At 66.6% G+C, this 19,187-nt stretch carries 17 protein-coding genes and 2 pseudogenes; 11 read left to right on the top strand and 8 right to left on the bottom strand.

Features of this window, described 5'->3' with window-relative positions; translation table 11 throughout:
- Nucleotides 1-209: 209 nt before the first annotated feature.
- A complete protein-coding gene (locus ACZK2V_RS19495; protein ID WP_032129891.1) occupies nucleotides 210-1,268 on the bottom strand; it encodes an NAD(P)-dependent alcohol dehydrogenase in 1,059 nt (352 codons plus the stop codon).
- Nucleotides 1,269-1,375: 107 nt separating this feature from the next.
- Between ACZK2V_RS19495 and ACZK2V_RS19490 the strand changes: the two genes are divergently transcribed.
- Nucleotides 1,376-2,260: a LysR family transcriptional regulator gene (locus ACZK2V_RS19490; protein ID WP_180845154.1), complete on the top strand. Its 885-nt coding sequence runs from the start codon at nucleotides 1,376-1,378 to the stop codon at nucleotides 2,258-2,260.
- Between the two features lie 129 nt (nucleotides 2,261-2,389).
- Nucleotides 2,390-3,052 (top strand): SMI1/KNR4 family protein, encoded by a 663-nt coding sequence (locus tag ACZK2V_RS19485; protein WP_486322697.1) that lies wholly within the window; start codon nucleotides 2,390-2,392, stop codon nucleotides 3,050-3,052.
- 51 nt (nucleotides 3,053-3,103) lie between these two features.
- Here ACZK2V_RS19485 and ACZK2V_RS19480 read toward each other — a convergent pair whose 3' ends face one another.
- Complete coding sequence (locus ACZK2V_RS19480) at nucleotides 3,104-3,766, bottom strand: TetR/AcrR family transcriptional regulator (protein ID WP_049421841.1); 663 nt, start codon at nucleotides 3,764-3,766, stop codon at nucleotides 3,104-3,106.
- A 75-nt stretch (nucleotides 3,767-3,841) separates the two neighbouring features.
- Here ACZK2V_RS19480 and ACZK2V_RS19475 point away from each other — a divergent pair, with 75 nt between their 5' ends.
- Complete coding sequence (locus tag ACZK2V_RS19475) at nucleotides 3,842-4,537, top strand: DAPG hydrolase family protein (RefSeq protein ID WP_107433164.1); 696 nt, start codon at nucleotides 3,842-3,844, stop codon at nucleotides 4,535-4,537.
- A 12-nt stretch (nucleotides 4,538-4,549) separates the two neighbouring features.
- Here the strand turns inward: ACZK2V_RS19475 and ACZK2V_RS19470 are convergent, their stop codons facing one another.
- Nucleotides 4,550-4,966 (bottom strand): VOC family protein, encoded by a 417-nt coding sequence (locus ACZK2V_RS19470; RefSeq protein WP_486322696.1) that lies wholly within the window; start codon nucleotides 4,964-4,966, stop codon nucleotides 4,550-4,552.
- Between the two features lie 59 nt (nucleotides 4,967-5,025).
- Nucleotides 5,026-6,127: pseudogene (locus tag ACZK2V_RS19465) on the bottom strand (alkene reductase).
- A 130-nt stretch (nucleotides 6,128-6,257) separates the two neighbouring features.
- On the opposite strand from ACZK2V_RS19465, the gene ACZK2V_RS19460 reads away from it, so the two are divergent.
- Nucleotides 6,258-7,163: a LysR family transcriptional regulator gene (locus ACZK2V_RS19460; protein WP_201117306.1), complete on the top strand. Its 906-nt coding sequence runs from the start codon at nucleotides 6,258-6,260 to the stop codon at nucleotides 7,161-7,163.
- 8 nt (nucleotides 7,164-7,171) lie between these two features.
- Here the strand turns inward: ACZK2V_RS19460 and ACZK2V_RS19455 are convergent, their stop codons facing one another.
- Nucleotides 7,172-7,669 carry an Imm70 family immunity protein gene (locus ACZK2V_RS19455; RefSeq protein ID WP_293797536.1) on the bottom strand — a complete coding sequence of 166 codons (498 nt, stop codon included), beginning with the start codon at nucleotides 7,667-7,669 and terminating at the stop codon, nucleotides 7,172-7,174.
- Between the two features lie 135 nt (nucleotides 7,670-7,804).
- Nucleotides 7,805-10,894, bottom strand: coding sequence for a TonB-dependent receptor domain-containing protein (locus ACZK2V_RS19450; RefSeq protein WP_486322695.1), 3,090 nt, complete (start codon nucleotides 10,892-10,894; stop codon nucleotides 7,805-7,807).
- Nucleotides 10,895-11,106: 212 nt separating this feature from the next.
- Here ACZK2V_RS19450 and frmR point away from each other — a divergent pair, with 212 nt between their 5' ends.
- The 5 genes from frmR to ACZK2V_RS19425 all read left to right on the top strand — a co-directional run bounded on the left by frmR (nucleotide 11,107) and on the right by ACZK2V_RS19425 (nucleotide 15,452).
- Nucleotides 11,107-11,382 (top strand): formaldehyde-responsive transcriptional repressor FrmR, encoded by a 276-nt coding sequence (frmR, locus tag ACZK2V_RS19445; RefSeq protein WP_005411009.1) that lies wholly within the window; start codon nucleotides 11,107-11,109, stop codon nucleotides 11,380-11,382.
- A gap of 66 nt (nucleotides 11,383-11,448) precedes the next feature.
- On the top strand, nucleotides 11,449-12,558 hold the full coding sequence (locus ACZK2V_RS19440) for an S-(hydroxymethyl)glutathione dehydrogenase/class III alcohol dehydrogenase (protein ID WP_012512082.1): 1,110 nt from the start codon (nucleotides 11,449-11,451) through the stop codon (nucleotides 12,556-12,558).
- An 8-nt stretch (nucleotides 12,559-12,566) separates the two neighbouring features.
- Nucleotides 12,567-12,926 carry a YqcC family protein gene (locus ACZK2V_RS19435; RefSeq protein WP_049421830.1) on the top strand — a complete coding sequence of 120 codons (360 nt, stop codon included), beginning with the start codon at nucleotides 12,567-12,569 and terminating at the stop codon, nucleotides 12,924-12,926.
- A 63-nt stretch (nucleotides 12,927-12,989) separates the two neighbouring features.
- Complete coding sequence (fghA, locus tag ACZK2V_RS19430) at nucleotides 12,990-13,820, top strand: S-formylglutathione hydrolase (protein WP_049400259.1); 831 nt, start codon at nucleotides 12,990-12,992, stop codon at nucleotides 13,818-13,820.
- A 186-nt stretch (nucleotides 13,821-14,006) separates the two neighbouring features.
- A complete protein-coding gene (locus ACZK2V_RS19425) occupies nucleotides 14,007-15,452 on the top strand; it encodes a GGDEF domain-containing protein (RefSeq protein ID WP_486322694.1) in 1,446 nt (481 codons plus the stop codon).
- A gap of 54 nt (nucleotides 15,453-15,506) precedes the next feature.
- Here ACZK2V_RS19425 and ACZK2V_RS19420 read toward each other — a convergent pair whose 3' ends face one another.
- Entirely contained in the window at nucleotides 15,507-15,977 is a 471-nt protein-coding gene (locus ACZK2V_RS19420) for a hypothetical protein (RefSeq protein ID WP_049400257.1), read from the bottom strand.
- A 5-nt stretch (nucleotides 15,978-15,982) separates the two neighbouring features.
- Nucleotides 15,983-16,429, bottom strand: coding sequence for a universal stress protein (locus ACZK2V_RS19415; RefSeq protein WP_071229624.1), 447 nt, complete (start codon nucleotides 16,427-16,429; stop codon nucleotides 15,983-15,985).
- Between the two features lie 141 nt (nucleotides 16,430-16,570).
- On the opposite strand from ACZK2V_RS19415, the gene ACZK2V_RS19410 reads away from it, so the two are divergent.
- Nucleotides 16,571-17,488 carry a LysR family transcriptional regulator gene (locus ACZK2V_RS19410; RefSeq protein ID WP_486322693.1) on the top strand — a complete coding sequence of 306 codons (918 nt, stop codon included), beginning with the start codon at nucleotides 16,571-16,573 and terminating at the stop codon, nucleotides 17,486-17,488.
- A gap of 153 nt (nucleotides 17,489-17,641) precedes the next feature.
- A pseudogene (locus ACZK2V_RS19405) lies at nucleotides 17,642-19,169 on the top strand (MFS transporter).
- Nucleotides 19,170-19,187 lie beyond the last annotated feature (18 nt).

The raw sequence follows: 19,187 nt of genomic DNA, 5'->3' as shown, positions 1-19,187 counted from the left end.
CGGTGCGGCGCGCATCAGCATCGCAGGGGAGGGCAGGCGGGCCATGCAGCGAGTCTGCGCCCGGCTGGTGGCCGGGTCCTTGATCTTCGTCATGCCCAAGGAGGGAGGCAACCGCTTCGCTCGCCGGGCCATGCCCGGCGGACGGGCCGTGCAACGCAAACAAGAAACCCCGGCAGTGCCGGGGTTCTTCGTTCACAGTCGCCGATCGATCAGGCGGCGTTCTTCATCGTCGCCATGTCGATCACGAAGCGGTAGCGCACATCGTTCTTCGCCATGCGCTCCCAGGCTTCGTTGACGTTCTTGATGTCGATCATCTCGACATCGCTGACGATGCCGTGCTCGGCGCAGAAATCCATCATTTCCTGGGTTTCGGCCATGCCGCCGATCGCCGAGCCGGTCAGGTGCTTGCGGCCGAAGATCACGCTGCCGCCGGTCAGCGGCGGATCCAGTTCGGTCAGCACGCCGACCAGGCACATGGTGGCCTCGCGCTTGAGCAGGCCCATGTACGGGTTGGTGTCATGGCCAACCGGAATGGTGTTGAGCAGGAAGTCGAAGCTGCCGGCGTGCGCCTTCATCTGCGCGGCATCGCGCGAGACCAGCACTTCATCGGCGCCCAGGCGCTTGGCATCGGCACCCTTTTCCGGCGTGGTGGTGATCATCACCACGTGCGCGCCGAGGGCCTTGGCGAACTTCACGCCCATGTGGCCGAGGCCACCGAGGCCGATCACGCCGACCTTCTGGCCCGGGCCGACCTTCCAGTGGCGCAGCGGCGACCAGGTGGTGATGCCGGCGCACAGCAGCGGGGCGGCGGCCTTCAGGTCCAGCGTTTCGGACACCTTCACCACGAAGCGCTGTTCGACCACCACGTGGTCGGAATAGCCGCCATACGTCGGCGCGCCGCTTTCGCGCTCACGGCCGTTGTAGGTCCAGGTCGCGCCTTCGGCGCAGTACTGCTCCAGGTCGTGCTCGCAGGCGTCGCAGTGGCGGCACGAGTCGACCATGCAGCCCACGCCGGCGTGGTCGCCCACCTTGAAGCGGGTGACGTTGCTGCCGACCTCGGTGACGCGGCCGATGATCTCGTGGCCCGGCACCATCGGGTAGATCGAGCCACCCCAGTCGTCGCGGGCCTGGTGCAGGTCGGAGTGGCAGATGCCGCTGTAGAGGATCTCGATACGTACATCGTCCGGGCCGACCGCGCGGCGTTCGAACTCGTAGGGGATCAGCGGGTCGGTATGTGAATGGGCGGCGTAACCACGGGCGAGGGACATGGGGAATCCTTGGCAGGGTTTGTCGAAAGGCGCTTTACAATACGCCCCGTACCCAGTGGCAAAAAGCCCGGATATCGGCATGATTCATCAAGTGAAACTGCACAATCATGGCCACTGACAATCTCTCCCACCTGGCTGCGTTCGCCGCAGTCGCCCGCCACCGCAGCTTCCGCCGTGCCGGCGCCGAGCTGGCGCTGTCGACCTCGGCGGTGAGCTATGCGATCCGCGCGCTTGAAGAACGGTTGGGGGTGGGCCTGTTTCATCGCACCACCCGCAGCGTGGCCCTGACCGAGGCCGGGCAGCGCCTGCTGGAGCGCCTGCAGCCGGCCTTGGGGCAGGTGCACGATGCGTTGGAGGAGATGAACCAGTTCCGTGCTGTCCCGGCTGGCCTGCTGCGCATCAACGCCACCCGTGCTGCGGTGGCGACACAGCTGGGACCACGGCTGGCGCGCTTCCTGCACGCCCATCCTGACGTGCGGGTGGAGCTGACCGAGAACGACGGCCTGGTCGACATCGTCGCCGAGGGCTATGACGCCGGCGTGCGCCTGCACGAGTTCGTGCCCGAGGACATGGTGGCAGTGCCGATGGGGCCACCACTGCGCGGGCTGATTGTCGGCTCGCCGGAGTATCTGCGGCGGCATCCCGCGCCACAGCATCCGCGCGATCTCGCTGCACACGAATGCATCCGCTTCCGCTTCGCCAGCGGGCATCTGTACAAGTGGCAGTTCGAGCGCGGTGGGCAGGCGCTGGAGATCGACGTGCCCGGACGGCTGACGCTGGGCGAGCAGGGCACCGTGGTCGGCGCGGTACTCGATGGCATCGGCCTGGCCTACGTGCTGGAAGACACCGCGCGGCCCTACATCGAATCGGGGCAGATGGTGGCGGTGCTGGAAGACTGGAGCGAACCGTTCGCCGGCTTCGCGCTGTACTACCCGAAGCAGCGGCAGATGCCCGGTGCGCTGCGTGCGTTCGTGGATATGCTGCGCGAGTGAATCGCGGTGGATGGCGCAGTGCCGTCCAATGACCGGCTCCAACGAGAGCTTTCCGAGTGGATCCGCGCCATGCGGGGATGGCGTTCACCCGCTAGAGTGAGTCTTCTCAACAAAAGGACGTCATTGAGCATGCTCGCCGATCTCGAACAGGCTTCCGGCCAGACCTTCCCGCCGTTGTTCCGCCAGCTGGTGGAAGGCAACCGTTTCAGCTGGGGCGAGCAGGGCCCGAACTGGTACCGCACGGTGTTCCCGCAGGTGCAGCCGCAGCCGCCGGTACTGCTGTATGCCAACGACTATGAACCGATCGAGCCGAGCGAACTGCGCGCAGCGTGGGAAGATCTGACTGCCGAAGATCATTACAACCCGCTGCGCGATGACCTGAAACTGCTGCCGTTCGCGCGCACCGGCGCGGGTGATCATTACTGTTTCTGGACCAATGCACCGGGTTCCAGCGAGTCGCCGGTGCTGCTGGTCTGGCATGACGATGATCGCGCCGATCTGCTGGCCGCGAACTTCCAGGACTTCCTGTTCCGCAAGATGGCCGAAGCGGTGGCGGAGCTGGAGGAAGAGGATTCGCTGCTTTCGGAGGGCGATATCGGAACCAATCTGCAGGCTTGGCTCGGTACCCATCGTGGCTGGCTGCGAGGGGACCAGGTAGCGGCGCTGGAGGCGTTGTATGCACGCGTGGATGACATCACTGCGGGTGAGATCAGTGACGAGGACGTGCAGCCGCTGCTGCAGCTGATCGCGTTCGACGGTATCGACAGCGAAATGCCCTACGTGCAGGCGTGACCTGATCCGAAGCGCTGCTGGTAGAACCTCGCCATGCGTGGATGCGGCCGGCTACGGCACCTGCAGTACGGGTGCCAACAATTCCAGGCAATCACGCAGATGCACCTCTACCGGCGCATCCTCGGCCACCACACCGATCACGCGTTCGCGCAGCGGCTCGGCCACGGCCATCGCCAGGATCAGCCGCGCCATGCACGCGGCATCTCCCTCGCGCAGCAGCCCGCGCTGCTGCTGACGCGCCAGCCAGTCGGCCAGCAGCGCACGGCCGCGTTCGATGCCATTGTCCAGATAGGCCTGCAGCAGCGCGTCCTTGCCAGGAAAGTCGGTGGCCAGCAGGCGGAATACCTGCACTGCCTGCGCCGACAGTGCCTGCGCGCACACCGCGTGCAGGATGGCCTGCAGCAACGGCATCACCTCGTCGGCGTCGTGCGCATCGCGCTGCAACTGCGGCGCGAAGCCGTCGGTCCACTCGCGCACGGCCAACCCGACCAGTTCTTCGCGGTTGCTGGCGTGGCGGTACACGGTCTTCTTCGCTACCCCGGCGTGCGCCGCCACCGCTTCGATGGTAGTGGCCTCGTAACCCTGTGCCAGCAGCAGCTCCAGCGTGGCCTGCAGCACGGCGTGGCGGACTTCGGCTTCCGGCCGCGCAGGGCGGCCGCGGCGGCGGATTGGTGAGGGTGGCTCGGGCAGGGTGGTGCTGTTCATTGCGCCCATCTTACCGCATTTGGATAATTGAGAAACGAAAAACGTTTCCGTATTGTCAGGTCTCCCGACATGCAGGAGACCCCGATGGATACCGCTGTGAACGCCCGCGCCTGGCTGGACCACCACGATCTGCTCGACCCCGCACCGATGCGCTTGGAAACCGGCATCCAGCGCCGCGAAGATGGCACCCTGCTGGTGGCGGTGCGTACCGATCTGCACGGTTGCAAGGGCCGCATGCTGGACTGGTGGTTTACGTTCTTTGAGACCACCCAGCACATCCGCTGGTGGCATCCGGTCGATCATGTCGAGCATCGCGGCTGGGACGCGGCCTGGCAGCGCGGACGCAGCTACCACGGTGCCAGCATCCACGCGGTGGAATCGCTGGCCGACATCCCGCCGGTGGCGGCACGTCTGAAGTTCCATGACCCGCGCACGTTGCTGGTGCCCGAGCGCCTGCAGGTGGCACAGGATGCAGGCGATGTATCGGCAGTGATCGCCGCGCGCATCGGCTTTGGCGACCACGTACGCCTGGATGCAAACGGTGATCCCTGCGACGGGCAGATGCTGCACGTGGCGCGCGATACGCCGTTTGGCTGTGTGCTGCGCAGCCGCTTCGTGCTCGGCCTGGACAGCACCGATCCGCACTGCGATGCCGGCGATGCGGTCGGCCTGGGCCTGCTCAAGCACTGCTACACGGAGTTCAGTTTCCTCTCGCGCCTGCTGCCGTCGCTGTACTACGGTGAGCGCGCCAACGGTGAAGCAGTGCCGTTGCCGTGGTGAACGGCGCACCGGTCATTCGACCAGCGCGTCGTAGCCTTCGCCGCTGAACTGGATCAGGCAGAAGCCATGCCCGAACGGATCGGCCAGCACGGCGATGCGGCCCCAGCGGCGCTCGCGCACAGGCTGTTCGAGCGTCGCCCCGGCCGCAACCGCACGTGCCAGTGCCGCCTCGATGTCATCCACCACCCAGTCCAGGTGCAGCGGCGTCCAGTGACGCTCGTAGTCGCGCACGTCGCCATCCTCGGTGGCTGCGCTGCCGGCCTCGTTCTGCAGCAGGTACAGCGGCGTTGGCCCACCGAGCAGCTCCACGGCGCCCGGGCCTAGACGGCGCCCGATGCTCAGGCCGAAGGCTCGGATGTAGAAGTCCTCGGCAGCGGCAAGATCGGGGACATCGAGGTTGACGATGAACGATGCGGTGGGCGTATCCATGGGCAGATCCAGTGGATGCGGGTGAGCAGTGTACGCCCGCATCCACGCATCGCGTGGCTCTACTGCGCGCGCGGGTAGTCGAGGTAGCCTGCCTCGCCGCCACCGTAATAGGTATTGCGGTCGGGCGTGGCCAGCGCGACGTTGTGCTGCAGGCGTTCGACCAGATCCGGGTTGGCGATGAACGGCTGGCCGAATGCGGCCAGGTCGATGGTGCCGGCCTCGACCAGCTGCAGGGCGCGTTCGCGGGTCATGCCACCGGCCAGGATCAACGTGCCACCGTAGACCTGCTTGAACTGCTGCAGGAACGCCTCGCCCAGCACCGACTGCCCCGCCTGCAGGTTGTCGTTGAGATGCACATAGGCCAGCCCGCGCTTGCCCAGTTCCTCGGCCAGGTACAGATAGGTGGCCTCGTTGTCGGGGTAGTACGGCATGTCGAAGGTGAGGTTGTTCGGTGCCAGGCGCACGCCGATGCGGTGGGCGCCGATGCGCTGGGCCATCGCATCCACCGTCTCCAGGATCAATCGCGCGGTTCGGCAGCGAGCCGCCGTAGCGGTCGTCGCGCTGGTTGATGAGCGGGTTGAGGAACTGTTCGAACAGGTAGCCGTTGGCGGCATGCAGTTCGATGCCATCGAAGCCGGCGGCAATGGCGTTGTCCGCCCCGCGTACGAAGTCGTCGATGATGCCGGGGATCTCCGCAGTCTCCAGTGCACGTGCCGGGGTGGGATCGGCATGGCCGCGGCTGCCGTCGTCCAGATAGACGAACGAGGTGTTCTTCGGTGCGCTGGCCACCGGGCGGGTACCGGCGCTGACCGGTTGTCCACCCCCGGGCTGCAGCGAGGAATGCGACATGCGGCCGACGTGCCAGAGCTGGGCGAAGATCGTGCCCTGCGCGGCATGCACCGCCTCGGTGACGAGCTTCCACCCGGCCACCTGCTCGGCCGACCAGATACCCGGCACGTCGATGTAGCCCTGGCCCTGCGGCGAGACCGGCGTGCCTTCGCTGATGATCAGGCCGGCGCTGGCACGCTGCCGGTAGTACTGCGCGGTGAGCTCATTGGCGACCGAGCCGGGGTTGCGGGCACGGGTCATCGGGGCCATCGCGATGCGGTTGCGCAGGGCGATGCCTGTCAGGTCGAACGGGCGGAAGAGGGCGGTGGTCATGTCGGTCATCTCGGTGCGGGGGAGAGGCGCCAGCGGCGCGATGCACACAGGATGGAGTTGACATGCAGGCGCATAAAGCGCTTCGATCCCCCTTGGTGCGGGACTATTTGTCCCCAATGGAGTGCGAACGATGCTGCCGCTGGAATCCTTGAATGGCCTGGTCACGTTCGTCACGACCGCACGCTCGGGCAGCTTCACCGAGGCGGCAGACGCGCTGGGCATCTCGCGCTCGGCGGTGGGCAAGGCCATCGCCCGTCTGGAAGCGCGGCTGGGGGTGCGCCTGTTCCATCGCACTACGCGGCGCATCGCACTGACCACTGATGGCGAGGCGTACTACGCCTCCTGTGCGGCGGCGCTGGAAGAAATCTCCGCGGCCGAGGCCTGTCTGGGTTCGGCGGGCCTGCCCAGCGGGCGGCTGCGCATCGACATGCCGTCCTCGTTCGGGCGGCTGGTGGTGCTGCCGGTGCTGCTGCGGTTGTGCCGCCAGTATCCGGACCTGCAGTTGACGATGACCTTCACCGATCACTTCGTCGATCCGGTCGAAGAGGGCATCGACCTGCTGATCCGTTTCGGTGGGCTGCACCAGGCCGAGCACCTGGTCGCGCGCCGGCTGGGGCGCCAGCGCCTGGTCACCTGCGCATCGCCGGAGTACCTGCAGGCGCATGGCGTGCCGCGCACGGTGCAGGAACTGGCGCAGCACCGCAGCATCGTCGGCTTCCGCCACGGGCAACCGATCTGGTGGCGGATCGGCAGCGAGGAGGACGAGGGAACGTTCATTCCCAGTGCGCCCTATCAACTCAATGATGGCGACGCGGTGATCGAAGCGGCCATCGCCGGCCTCGGCATCTGCCAGATGCCCATTTCACTGGTGCGCCGCCATCTCGATTCCGGCGTGCTGCAATCGGTGCTGGACGAACACATGCAGCGGCACATCGACATCCATGCGCTGTGGCCACCGACGCGTCACCTGCGGCCGAAGGTGCGCTACGTGGTGGATGAGCTGACCCGGTTGGCGGGTGAGGGCGTGTTTGACTGAGCTGGGTATCAGTAGTCGACGATCCGGGCGGACGTGTCTTCGCCTTCCTGGAGTGCTTCAAATACCTCAGCCAGAAGAGCAATCAGATCGCGTCCATGTGCGGTCACGAAGTAGGTCGCCAGGCTGTCGATGTCGGGAGCGATATCGTCTCCCCACGGTGGATGCTGGGTTCGATCCTCGAGCGACCAGATGACACGGGCTGGCGGCAGATCGGCCAGCTCACGTCGAACCATATGCAGTTCGGCCAGTGCGTCGGCAGCATCTGATTGCTGCAGTCTGCCGGCATATAGCTGCCTCATGAGGATAGGGAATCGGCTTCCCCATCCATCCGGTTCGAGATTCCCGGAGATGGTTGAGAAGAACGCGTACAGGAAGCTGGAACTTCCTATCTCATCGGTGATCTGTCCAAGCCGGATGCCGACTGTCATGCGCGTGAACCCCAATGACTCGCCGGAGCTGCAGGCAGAATGTAGGCGATCTTCTGGTGGTGCTTCATCGATTTTCATTCCGCGTGATGTTCCCTTGATGGTCGGCCCCGCTAGAGGGGGACGTCCATACGAAACATTGCAGAATCCAAGGGCGAACTGAAAAAAGGCGGGGCCCGTACACCGGGCCCCGCCTGTGGAAACGCTGCGCCAGGCCTACTTGAAGTTGTAGCGCAGGCTGGCCATGTAGCGACGGCCCAGTGCATCCAGCACATACGGGAACGGCCCGATGTCGTCGCCCACGTTGATCACCGACAACGTCACGCGCGCGGCGTCGGTGATGCGGTAGGTGACGTTGGCGTCCCAGGTGGTCCAGCTGTCGCGGTAGAAGTACTGACGGCTTTCCGGGGTATCGGTCATCGTGTACTGGGCGCGGCTGGTGTAGTTGGAGGCCACGCCGTAGTTCCAGTTGCCGATGCGATGCTGGGCCGTCCAACGGAACTGGCGCTTGGGCTCGTTGAAGCTGCCCGCCTGTTCGACGAACGGCACGTCCCGGTTCGCGGCCTGGCCACGGTTCTTCGGCATGTAGCCGTAGAAGTCCAGGTCCAGTACGCCGAAGCGCGACAGGTCCCAACGGTAGCCGACTTCGGCGGTCCAGCCACGGAACATCAGCACCGGGCCGTTGCCATACTCGGTCTTGATGCTGGTAGCCACGCCGGTGTTCGGATCACGCGTCACCAGGCTGCAGAAGCGGTTGGCGTTGGGCACGTTGGCGGCGTTGAAGTCGGCAGTGTCGAAGCAACCGGTGATGATGTCGTTGGCGCTCAGCGACGTGATCACGTTGTTGATCTTGATGTCATACCAGTCGGCGGCGACGCGCAGGCCCGGGATCCATTCCGGCGCGAACACGATGCCGGCCGTCCACGACTTCGCCGTTTCGTTCTGCAGGCGGGTGCTGCCGTTGGTCGAACCCAGCGTATTGGTCGGCTGCTGGCGGAAGGTGTTCGGATCGGCACCCGGGTAGGCGGCGAAGAACGCCTCGCAGTTGCGGCGACGCACCGCCGGATTTGAGCCGCCGCTGATGTTGTCCAGCGAGCACACTTCCGGGATGTTGTAGTAGGCCGGCTGCTGGGTGGTGTAGAGCTCGGCGATGGAGGGCGCGCGTAGTGACTGGGTCTTGTTGCCGCGCAGCTGCAGGCCGGCGATCGGTTCGTACTGGATGCCGTAGGTGAACGCATTGAACGCGCCGGCGACGGAGTTGTCGACGCGGCGGAACTTGGCGGTCAGATCCAGGCGATGCAGGCCCGGGATATCCCAGTCGGGATTGAACAGCGGTGCCAGCACTTCGGCGAACACTTCGTTGGTGTGGTACTTGCCCTCGGCCGCCTGGGTCGGCACCGAACGGCCCTGGCCCAGGCGCTGGTACTCGCTGGGGGTGAAGGAGCCTTCTTCGCGGCGGTGCTCGAAGCCGGCCGCCGCGGACAGCTCGCCGCCGGGAAGATCGAACAGGCCGCCGGATACCGACGCATTGATGACGGTCTGGCGGGTCTGCGCCTTGGCCACGGTCCGGGTGGAGACATAGTCCAGGGCTTCGCGCGACGCCTGGTTCTCGCCGAACAGATTCAGCGGGCGGCAGTTCGCATCGGCCGTGGTGCCCGGGCGGGTGGCATCACAGATGATGCGCCCGCTGGCGTCGGTGGTGACGTTGATCGCATTGATGAAGTTCTGCTGGATCAGGCCAGTGCCGAGGTAGTCGAAGTCACCGCGGCCGTGGGTGACGCTGGCTTCCCAGTTGAAGCTGCGTTTTCCGACCTCGAAGAAGCCGTTCAGGCCGAGCACCGCACGGGTCAGGCGGGTTTCGGTGCTGGCGTTGTTCATCGACAGGTCGCGCGAAGATCGCGACAGGCGGAACGAGGTGATGCCGTTGTCGGCGAGGATCTTGCGGGTTTCCGCACTGAGGAACGGATTGCTGGCGCTGAAGGTCAGTGCACCGCTGGCGGTACCGCCGCCGTCCAGGCGCGCATTGCCGAAGGACACCGCGTTGTAGACGTTCTGGTCGAGGGTTTCGCGGGCGGTCGCTTCGTATCGCGAAAGTTCGAAGAAGCCGCGCACGTTGTCGGTGAAGTCGAAGCTGCCGGTGGAGAATACCGAGCGTCGTTCGAGGTCGGCGATCAGCGGCACCGTCTCGAACAGGTTCAGGCCGTCACCGCCGGAGGCGTTGCCGCCCGCGTAGCTGGTGCCGGGATTGAACTCGACCAGCTTGCCCTCGTTGTTGAACTGCCACAGTTTGTCTTTGTTCGGGCCGAAGCCAAGGATGTCGCCCAGGCCGTTGCGCGTGTAGCTGCCGGTGGCCGGCATCACCAGGCCACCGAAGGTCATGCTGGCAATGCGCCGGTTGCGGATCCAGACCTGGTCGGGGATACCATCGCGGGGACCGGTGTTGAACGGAATGCTGCCGTCGATGCGGCCATCATTGGTCGGCCGGCGCAGGGGCTGGGCAGTGGCATTGGCCGCCGTGGGATTGGCCTGCAGGCTGTAGCCCTGGCGGTAGAAATCGCGTTGCAGCGCGTTCACCCCATCGGCATTGTCCAGTTCCGCCGCCACCACGATGTGGCCACGCCCATCAGCGAAGTCGGTACCGAAGATGGCCGACCAGGAGTAGCGCTCGTTGTCGTTCTTGCTGGTCCTGCCGTAGCCCAGTTCGACTTCGGCACCCTCGAACCGGTCGCGCAGGATGATGTTGTTGACGCCGGAGATCGCATCCGAGCCATAGGTGGGTGCACCGCCAACGCTCAGGCTTTCAATGCGTTGCACCATGACGCTGGGAATGGCGTTCATGTCGACCTGGATGCCCGAGCCGCCGCCGGCTCCGAAGATGGTGGGCGGTGTAGAGGTGACGAAGCGGCGTCCATTGACCAGGGTCAGCAGGCGATTGCTGCCCAAGCCGAACTTGCTGGCGAAGTTGACGCCTGCACCGAAACCGGCCTGGTCGCCGCGCGAACTGACGCCGGCACTGACCCCGGGAATCCGGGTCACCGCATCGATGAGGTTGGTGTCGCCATAGTTCTCGATCGATTCACGGCTGACCACCGCGGCGGGCTCGAGCGTGTCGAAACCGGCGCGGTAGATGCGCGAGCCGGTGACGGTCATCCGGTCCAGCTGGACGGGGGTCTTGCTGCTGGCGGGCTCGGCCTTCTGTTCCTGCGTGGCGGCCTGCTGCGCCATGGCCGGTGCGGCGGCCACCAGCACCAATGCCGAACCCAGCGCGACAGACAAGCGACTGCGGGCGAACAACGGTCGGTACATGATTTCTCCCTGGTCACGCCAATGTGACTCGGGGGTAAACGCGGGCGGAAGGCAGGCACCCTACGTCATGAAAAAGTAACAAATGAATCTATTTACTGTTCATTCATATTCTGGGCTGATCTGTCCCTGGGACATGCCCCGGCAGCACCAGATGGCTTCATTCGCCCCTCTGTGTATACTATCCCCCAGTATAGTTCCGAGGTGGCCCCGCCATGCCGCACTCCCCCGAAGAGAAGAAGAAGGTCCTGGCCCGCGTGCGCCGTATCCGCGGCCAGTGCGATGCGCTGGATCGCGCGCTGGAAGCCGGTGCCGACTGCGGGCCGGTGCTGCAGCAGATCGCGGCCATCCGTGGCGCGGTCAACGGCCTGATGTCCGAGGTGATGGAGGCCCATCTGCGCGAGGAGTTCGGCCAGCCTGCGGCCTCCGATGAACAGCGCGCCGAACGCGTGCGCGACATGAGCGCATTGATCCGCTCGTACCTGAAATAAGCATCGGCGCCATATCCCGCCGATCGTCCTGCCATTCCCTTTCCGCCTGATCCTGGAGAAGCCACCATGAAGTCCCGTGCCGCCGTCGCCTTTGGTCCCGGCCAGCCGCTGCAGATCGTCGAGATCGACGTCGCCCCGCCGAAGAAGGGCGAGGTGCTGGTCAAGATCACCCACACCGGTGTCTGCCACACCGATGCCTTCACCCTGTCCGGCGATGATCCGGAAGGCCTGTTCCCGGTGGTGCTGGGCCATGAAGGCGCCGGCATCGTGGTGGAGGTCGGTGAGGGCGTGACCAGCGTCAAGCCCGGCGACCACGTGATTCCGCTGTACACCGCCGAGTGTGGCGAGTGCCTGTTCTGCAAGAGCGGCAAGACCAACCTGTGCGTGTCGGTGCGTGCCACCCAGGGCAAGGGCGTGATGCCTGACGGCACCAGCCGCTTCAGCTACAACGGCGAGCCGCTGTACCACTACATGGGTTGCTCGACCTTCAGCGAGTACACCGTGGTGGCCGAAGTCTCGCTGGCGAAGATCAATCCGGACGCGAACCCGGAGCACGTCTGCCTGCTCGGTTGTGGCGTCACCACCGGCATCGGCGCGGTGCACAACACCGCCAAGGTGCAGGAGGGCGACAGCGTGGCGGTGTTCGGCCTGGGTGGCATCGGCCTGGCGGTGATCCAGGGTGCGCGCCAGGCCAAGGCCGGCCGCATCATCGCGGTGGACACCAACCCGTCCAAGTTCGAACTGGCGCGCGAATTCGGCGCCACCGACTGCATCAACCCGAAGGACTACGACAAGCCGATCCAGCAGGTCATCGTCGAGATGACCACCTGGGGCGTGGACCACAGCTTCGAGTGCATCGGCAACGTCAACGTGATGCGCGCGGCGCTGGAATGCGCGCACCGTGGCTGGGGCCAGAGCGTGGTGATCGGCGTGGCCGGTTCGGGCCAGGAGATCTCCACCCGTCCGTTCCAGCTGGTGACCGGGCGCAAGTGGATGGGCACCGCCTTCGGCGGCGTGAAGGGCCGCAGCCAGTTGCCGGGCATGGTGGAGGACGCGATGAAGGGCGATATCGAACTGGCACCCTTCGTCACCCACACCATGGACCTGGACAAGATCAACGAAGCCTTCGACCTGATGCACGAAGGCAAGTCGATCCGTTCGGTGGTCCACTACTGAGCCGCGTCATGGGCTGGCTGGATGCCCTGCGCCGGCCGCGTGCGGAAGACCCGCGCGCGGCCCTGGTGGCTCCGATCGAGCAGGCGTTGCGTGCGCTGGGCTGGGTAGTGGGCGAGGTGGGGCCACCGCGTGCGGTGACCTCGGCCTTCGGCAGTGACGATGGCATGCCGTTCGAGCAGTGGCTTGCGCAGGTATTCCTGCCGCGCCTTCATGAGGCGCGCGCAGCTGGACAGTGGCCGCCGCGCAGCGATGTGGCCGTGGCGGCCTGGCGCAATCTTGATGGCCAGCCTGGCGTCGAATCGTTGCTGCGCCTGCTGGCGCAGCTGGATGAACGGATCAACAAAGGCATCCACGCCGCGCGTGGATAAGCCGACCAAGGTCGGCATCTACCAGAAGCACGCGTGCGCTGACGCGCCGCGCAGGAGAGCACCATGGAACGTATTGAACACCGCGCCTGTTTCGGCGGCTGGCAGGACGTCTACCGGCATCATTCCACCACGCTGGGCTGCGACATGCAGTTCGCCGTGTACCTGCCGCCGCAGGGGGAAACGCAGAAACTGCCGGTGCTGTACTGGCTGAGCGGGCTGACCTGCACCGAGCAGAACGTCATCACCAAGGCGGGCGCGCAGCGCTACGCGGCCGAGCATGGCGTGATCATCGTCGCGCCCGATACCAGCCCACGCGGCGATGACGTGGCCGATGCCGAGGGCTATGACCTGGGCAAGGGGGCGGGGTTCTACCTCAATGCCACCCGTGCACCGTGGGCGAAGCACTACCGCATGCACGACTACGTGGCGCAGGAACTGCCGGCACTGATCGAGGCGAATTTCCCGGTCACCGATGCGCGCGGCATCAGCGGCCACTCGATGGGCGGTCACGGTGCGCTGGTGATCGCGCTGCGCAACCCGGGGCGCTACCGCAGCGTGTCGGCGTTCTCGCCGATCGTTGCGCCCAGCCACGTGCCGTGGGGGCAGAAGGCCTTCCACGCCTACCTGGGCGACAACCCGGCGGACTGGGCGCAGTGGGATGCCAGCGAACTGGTCGCCGTGGCCACTGAGCGCCTGCCGTTGCTGGTCGACCAGGGCGAGGCGGACGAATTCCTGCAGACCCAGCTGCAGCCGCAGCGCCTGCAGCAGGCCTGCGATGCCGCCGGCCATCCGCTGACCCTGCGCCTGCAGCCCGGCTACGACCACAGCTACTACTTCATCGCCAGCTTCATCGGCGAGCACATCGCCCACCACGCCCGCGCCCTGCACGGCTGACGGCTTTCCGGTAGTGCCGGCCGCTGGCCGGCAACCTGCAGCCCTGTGATTCACCGGGATTGCCGGCCAGCGGCCGGCACTACCATGGCGGGGCACGCGACGTGTCGTATTGCCGTATTGGATCACGTGGCCGTGGCGCGGGCGGGGCTATCGTGCGCCCATACGGCCTTGCGGATCGGGGGATGCATGCCGGTAGTGCTGGCGCTGCTGTATGTGCTGTGCCACGGCCTGGTCGTGGCCCTGTGGCCGGGTTCCGCCGGTGCGGGTTCCTTCGGGTTCCTCACGGGCGCCCCGTTGCTGGCCGCGGCCGCCTGCCTGTGGCGGGCCCGCCGCGACCGTGCCGCGCTCGGCTGGCGCGCCACCGCCCTGGCGCTGCTGCTCTGGGCGGGTGGCATGGCCGTCAACATGATCGATGCGCTCGGTGCCGGCCGTGCCGATGTCACGCCGCAGGCCAGCCTGTTCCTGTACGTGCTGTATGGCGTGCCCCTGGTGTTCATCCTGGCGCGGGCGCGCCGCGAGCGCCTGAGCATCAGCCTGATCGACGCGGCGATGGCCGCGTTGCTGGGTGTGCTGTTCTTCGTGCACACCGCATCGTTCGCCGCCCGTGTCGAGGTCGACGCCCATGCGATGTCCAACATGCAGCGCATGTTCGACATCCAGAACCTGTGTATCGCCGCGTTCGCCGTGGTGCGATGGCTGGCCGGCGACGTGCCTGAACGGCGCAGGTTCTTCCGCGCACTGGCGCTGTACGCACTGGCCTATCTGCTGGTGGCCTACTACATCAACCACTACACCTCCGATGATGCATTCGGTGCGTTCAACGATCTGCTGATCGACGTACCTTTTCTGCTGATCGCCTGCCTGGCGCTGGACACGAGGCCGGACACAGGCACCACGGCACACCCGCGGCTGGCGAGGACGGTGCAGGCCGCCGGTCCGATCATCCTGCCATTGCTGCTGCTGGTGGTCGGCACGCTGGTGGTCGATCATGCGCGGCCGTTGGCCGTTGCCGGCTTCGTCGTAGCCACCCTTGGCTTCGGCCTGCGCAGCGTCCTGCTGCAGACCGATCTTCTGGAACGCCAGGCAGCACTGGATCAACTGGCGCGGCAGGATGGCCTGACCGGCGTGGCCAACCGCCGCGAGTTCGACGCACGGCTGACGTCCGAGTGGAATCGCGCACGGCGCAGCGGCACCGAGCTGGGCCTGCTGCTGGTGGATATCGACCACTTCAAGGCCTTCAACGACCAGCACGGCCATCCGGCCGGTGATCGTTGCCTGCAGGCGGTGGCCGGGGTGCTGAAGGCCATAGCCGGTCGCGGTGGTGACAGCGTTGCGCGTTATGGCGGTGAAGAGTTCGCCGTCATCGTGCCCGGAAGCCCGTTGTCGGGCGTGCTGGCGCTGGCCGAGCGGCTGCGCGAAGCGGTCGAAGCGCTGCCATTGCCGGAAGGCCCGGTCAGCATCAGCGTCGGCGTGGGTTACCTGCATCCGCCGGCTCTGGCCCGTGCCGATCAGTTGCTGGCGGATGCCGATGCCGGCCTGTACGCCGCCAAGCGTGCCGGTCGCAACCAGGTGATCCTGCATGCGCACGTGCTCGACGACGAAGGCAGTGCGCATGGCAGGATGGATTGCTGAGCGCGCCGGGTGCCCGGTCCCCGTGCGCGATTGCGCACGGGCGGTGCGGCCGGGTCAGCGCTGCCGCAACCAGCCGGTGGGATCGAGCAGCCTCAGCCCGACCGGTGACAACGAGCGCTGGCGCAACGGCAGGTTTGCCGCCTGCACGGCCATCGCACAGCGCGCCAGCTGCTGGCGCAACGGTGCCAGCGTGTCATCTTCGCGCGGGCGTGCATGCCGCCACTGGGCGATGCGCAGCAGGCAGACCAGCAGGTCCAGTTCGCTGGCCGCGATGAACGGTGAGCCAGCGGGCAGCAGGTCGATCGGGGCGGTGGGCGTGGCCAGCAGCGGCAGCAGGCCGACGAACGCGTCGCAGCCTTCGGGATCAATACCGAGGCTGCTCAGCTGGGCGAGTCCATCGGCCTGTTGATCAGGATCGTGCAGCTGGCGTATCGCCGCCAGCAGTGCCTGTTCGCCGCGGCCGAACTGGCGGCCGAAGGCGCGGTAGTTGACGCGGGTGGGAAACAACGGGGAACGGGAGGCCATGGTGGCTAGGGTCGTGGGTCGCGGGTTTCCACCAGCACGGGACAGGGCGCGTGGTCGATGGTCCATTGCCCGATCGAGGGTTCGAACAGGCGTTCCAGGCGGGACAGGTGGCGGTGGCCGATGACGATCAGGTCGCACTTCAGGCGCCGGGCCTGCTCGCTGATCACTTCGCCCGGGTCACCCGAGGGAATCTGCGCGATGGCGTCGACGCCGCGCTCGCGCAGCTCGGCCAGGGCTTCGGCCAGCACCGCTTCGGCCCGCGAGCGCTGGCGGGCGGCTTCCGGGTACTCGATGCGGTCGGCTTCGCTGGCATCGGCCGCCAGCGCGAATTCGGGGTCGAGCACGCACAGCAGGTGCAGGCGGCTGTGGGGGCCGGCGATGGCGGCGGCCAGGTCCAGCACGCGTGCGTGCTGGGGGCCACCATCCAGGGCGACCAGCAGGGTATTGAACATGGATGTCTCCTTGGCAGGCCGGGGATGGTCGCCGATGTCACCGCGCGCACCCATGCCGTGCGCGGCAGTCAATGGATGCGTATAACGCAATCCACTGTGGTCACAAGTGTCGTAGAGTCATCTGATTTACTGGAGACTTTCATGCCCCTGCCGGACCTGAACCTGTTGCTGGCACTGGACGTGCTGATTGACGAATGCAGCGTGGCCGCCGCCGCGCGCCGGATGAACCTGAGCGCGCCGGCGATGAGCCGTACCCTGGGCCGGATCCGCACCGCGCTGGGCGACCCGGTGCTGGTGCGTGCCGGCCGCGGCCTGGCGCCCACGCCCCGCGCCCTGCAGCTGCGCGAGCAGGTCCGCGATGTGATCGAGCAGGCCCACCGCGTCTTCAACGCCGGTCGCGAGGTAGACATGCGCGTGCTCGAGCGAACCTTCAGCGTGCGTGCCAATGATGTGTTCGTCGGTGGTTTCGGCGGACGCCTGCGCGAGCTGTTCCGCCAGCAGGCGCCGCGCGCAGTGCTGCGCTTCGTGCCCGAAGGCGATACCGACGACGATGCGATGGCGCAGGGCCGGATCGACCTGTACATCAGCACCGCCGGCAAGCATGCACCCGATACCAAGGTGCAGAACCTGTTCAGTACCTCGTTCATGGGCGCCGCGCGCGAAGATCATCCGTTGTTCGATGAGGAGATCAGCGCCGAGCGTTTTGCTGCCTGCGACCACATCGCGGTGTCGCGGCGGGGGCTGCCGCGTGGCCCGATCGATGACGACCTGGCCACGCTGGGCCTGCAGCGGCGGGTGGCGCTGATCAGCCCGACCTTCCACGGCGCGATCTTCGCTGCCGCCGAGTCGGACCTGATCCTGCCGCAGATGCCGAGCGTGATGCTGGAGCGGATCGTCAGCATGCGCCTGCCGCTGCGCCTGTTCCCGCTGCCGATCCCGGTGCGCACCGCCGCCATCGTCCAGGCCTGGCACCCGCGGCTGGACAACGATGCTGCGCACCAGTGGCTGCGGCGCTCGATCAAGACCATGTGCGAAAGCGCAGGGGAGGCTCCGCGCTGACACTTTCATGCGTGCGCGTGACGCACGCCTGGGATGCGGGCTGCGCCATTTTTCGCAGGGAACCAGCTCCCTAGACTGCGCTCCCCGGAGTTTCACTGAGCGCATTCCAATGACCCCCAACATGCCGTGCACTGCACGGATCGGTGCCCGGCGATGAGTACGCCGGCCGCCGCTGTCCCGGCCGCTGCTGCGCCCCGTCCTGCCGCCGCCCCCGGGCTCGACCGCCGCGTTCTGGTCGGCCTGTGTGGCGTGCTGCTGGCGGTGCTGGTGTCGGGCTTCAACGAGAACATCACCAAGGTCGCCCTGGCCGACATCCGTGGCGCGATGGGTTTCAGCGTCGACGACGGCAGCTGGATCGTCGCCCTCTACAGCGCGATGTCGGTCAGCGCGATGGCCTTCGCACCGTGGTGTGCCGCCACCTTCTCGCTGCGCCGCTTCGCATTGGCGATGATCGGTGGCTTCATGGTGCTGGGCGTGCTGTGCCCGCTTGCCCCGAACCTGCAGGTGTTCCTGCTGTTGCGCGCTGCAGGGTCTGTGCGGTGGCGCGCTGCCGCCGCTGCTGATGAGCGTGGCCCTGCGCTTCCTGCCCCCGGGCATCAAGCTGTATGGCCTGGCCGGCTACGCGTTGACCGCTACCTTCGGCCCGAGCATGGGCACGCCGCTGGCCGCGTTCTGGGTCGAGCAGGTGGGCTGGCACTGGGCGTTCTGGCAGATCGTGCCGTACTGCCTGGCTGCCATGGCGATGGTCAGCTGGGGCCTGCCGCAGGACCCGCTGCGGCTGGAGCGTTTTGCCCAGTTCGATGGCGTGGGCCTGGCGCTGGGCCTGCCGGCGCTGGTGCTGCTGGTGCTGGGCCTGGTGCAGGGCCCGCGCCTGAACTGGTTCGACTCGCCGATGATCACCCTGATGATCGGTGGCGGCGCCGGCCTGATGGTGCTGTTCATGATCAATGAATGGTTCCACCCGCTGCCGTTCTTCAAGCTGCAGCTGCTGGCCAACCGCAATCTCAGCTACTCGCTGGTGACGCTGGGCGGCGTGCTGTTCGTGCTGCTGGCGGTGATCTCGATCCCGTCCGGGTTCCTGGCCAGCGTGCAGGGCTACCGGCCGCTGCAGACCGCACCGATGCTGCTGTGGGTGGCGCTGCCGCAGGTGATCGCGCTGCCGCTGGTGGCGGCGCTGCTGAACATCCGCGCGGTGGACTGCCGCTGGGTGCAGGCCACGGGCCTGGCGATGCTGGCGCTGGCCTGCTGGCTGGGCTCGCACCTGGACGTGGCCTGGATCCGCGACAACTTCCTGTGGGTACAGCTGCTGCAGGTATTCGCCCAGCCGATGGCGGTGTTGCCGCTGCTGATGCTGGCCACTGGCGGACTGGCACCGCAGGACGGTCCGTTCGCCTCGGCGTGGTTCAACACGGTCAAGGGCTTTGCTGCCGTGCTCGCCAGCGGCGTGCTGGATGCCGTCGCCCAGGGCCGCCGTCATTTCCATTCCACCGTGCTGGTCGACCGCCTTGGCGAGCAGCCGTGGCTGGCCGAGGGCCCGCAGCTGGGCGCGCGCCTGCATGCGCAGGTGCAGGCGCTGACCTCGGCCGACCTGTACTGGGTGGTCGCGCTGGTGGCGCTGGCCTTCATTCCCCTCATTGCCTGGATGCCCACCCGCATCCATCCGCCACGTGCCGTGGCCTGAACCTTTCGCAGGAACCCC

The sequence above is a fragment of the Stenotrophomonas sp. 93052_Sma genome, from assembly GCF_056481145.1.
This window is presented reverse-complemented; position numbering and strand designations above follow the sequence as displayed.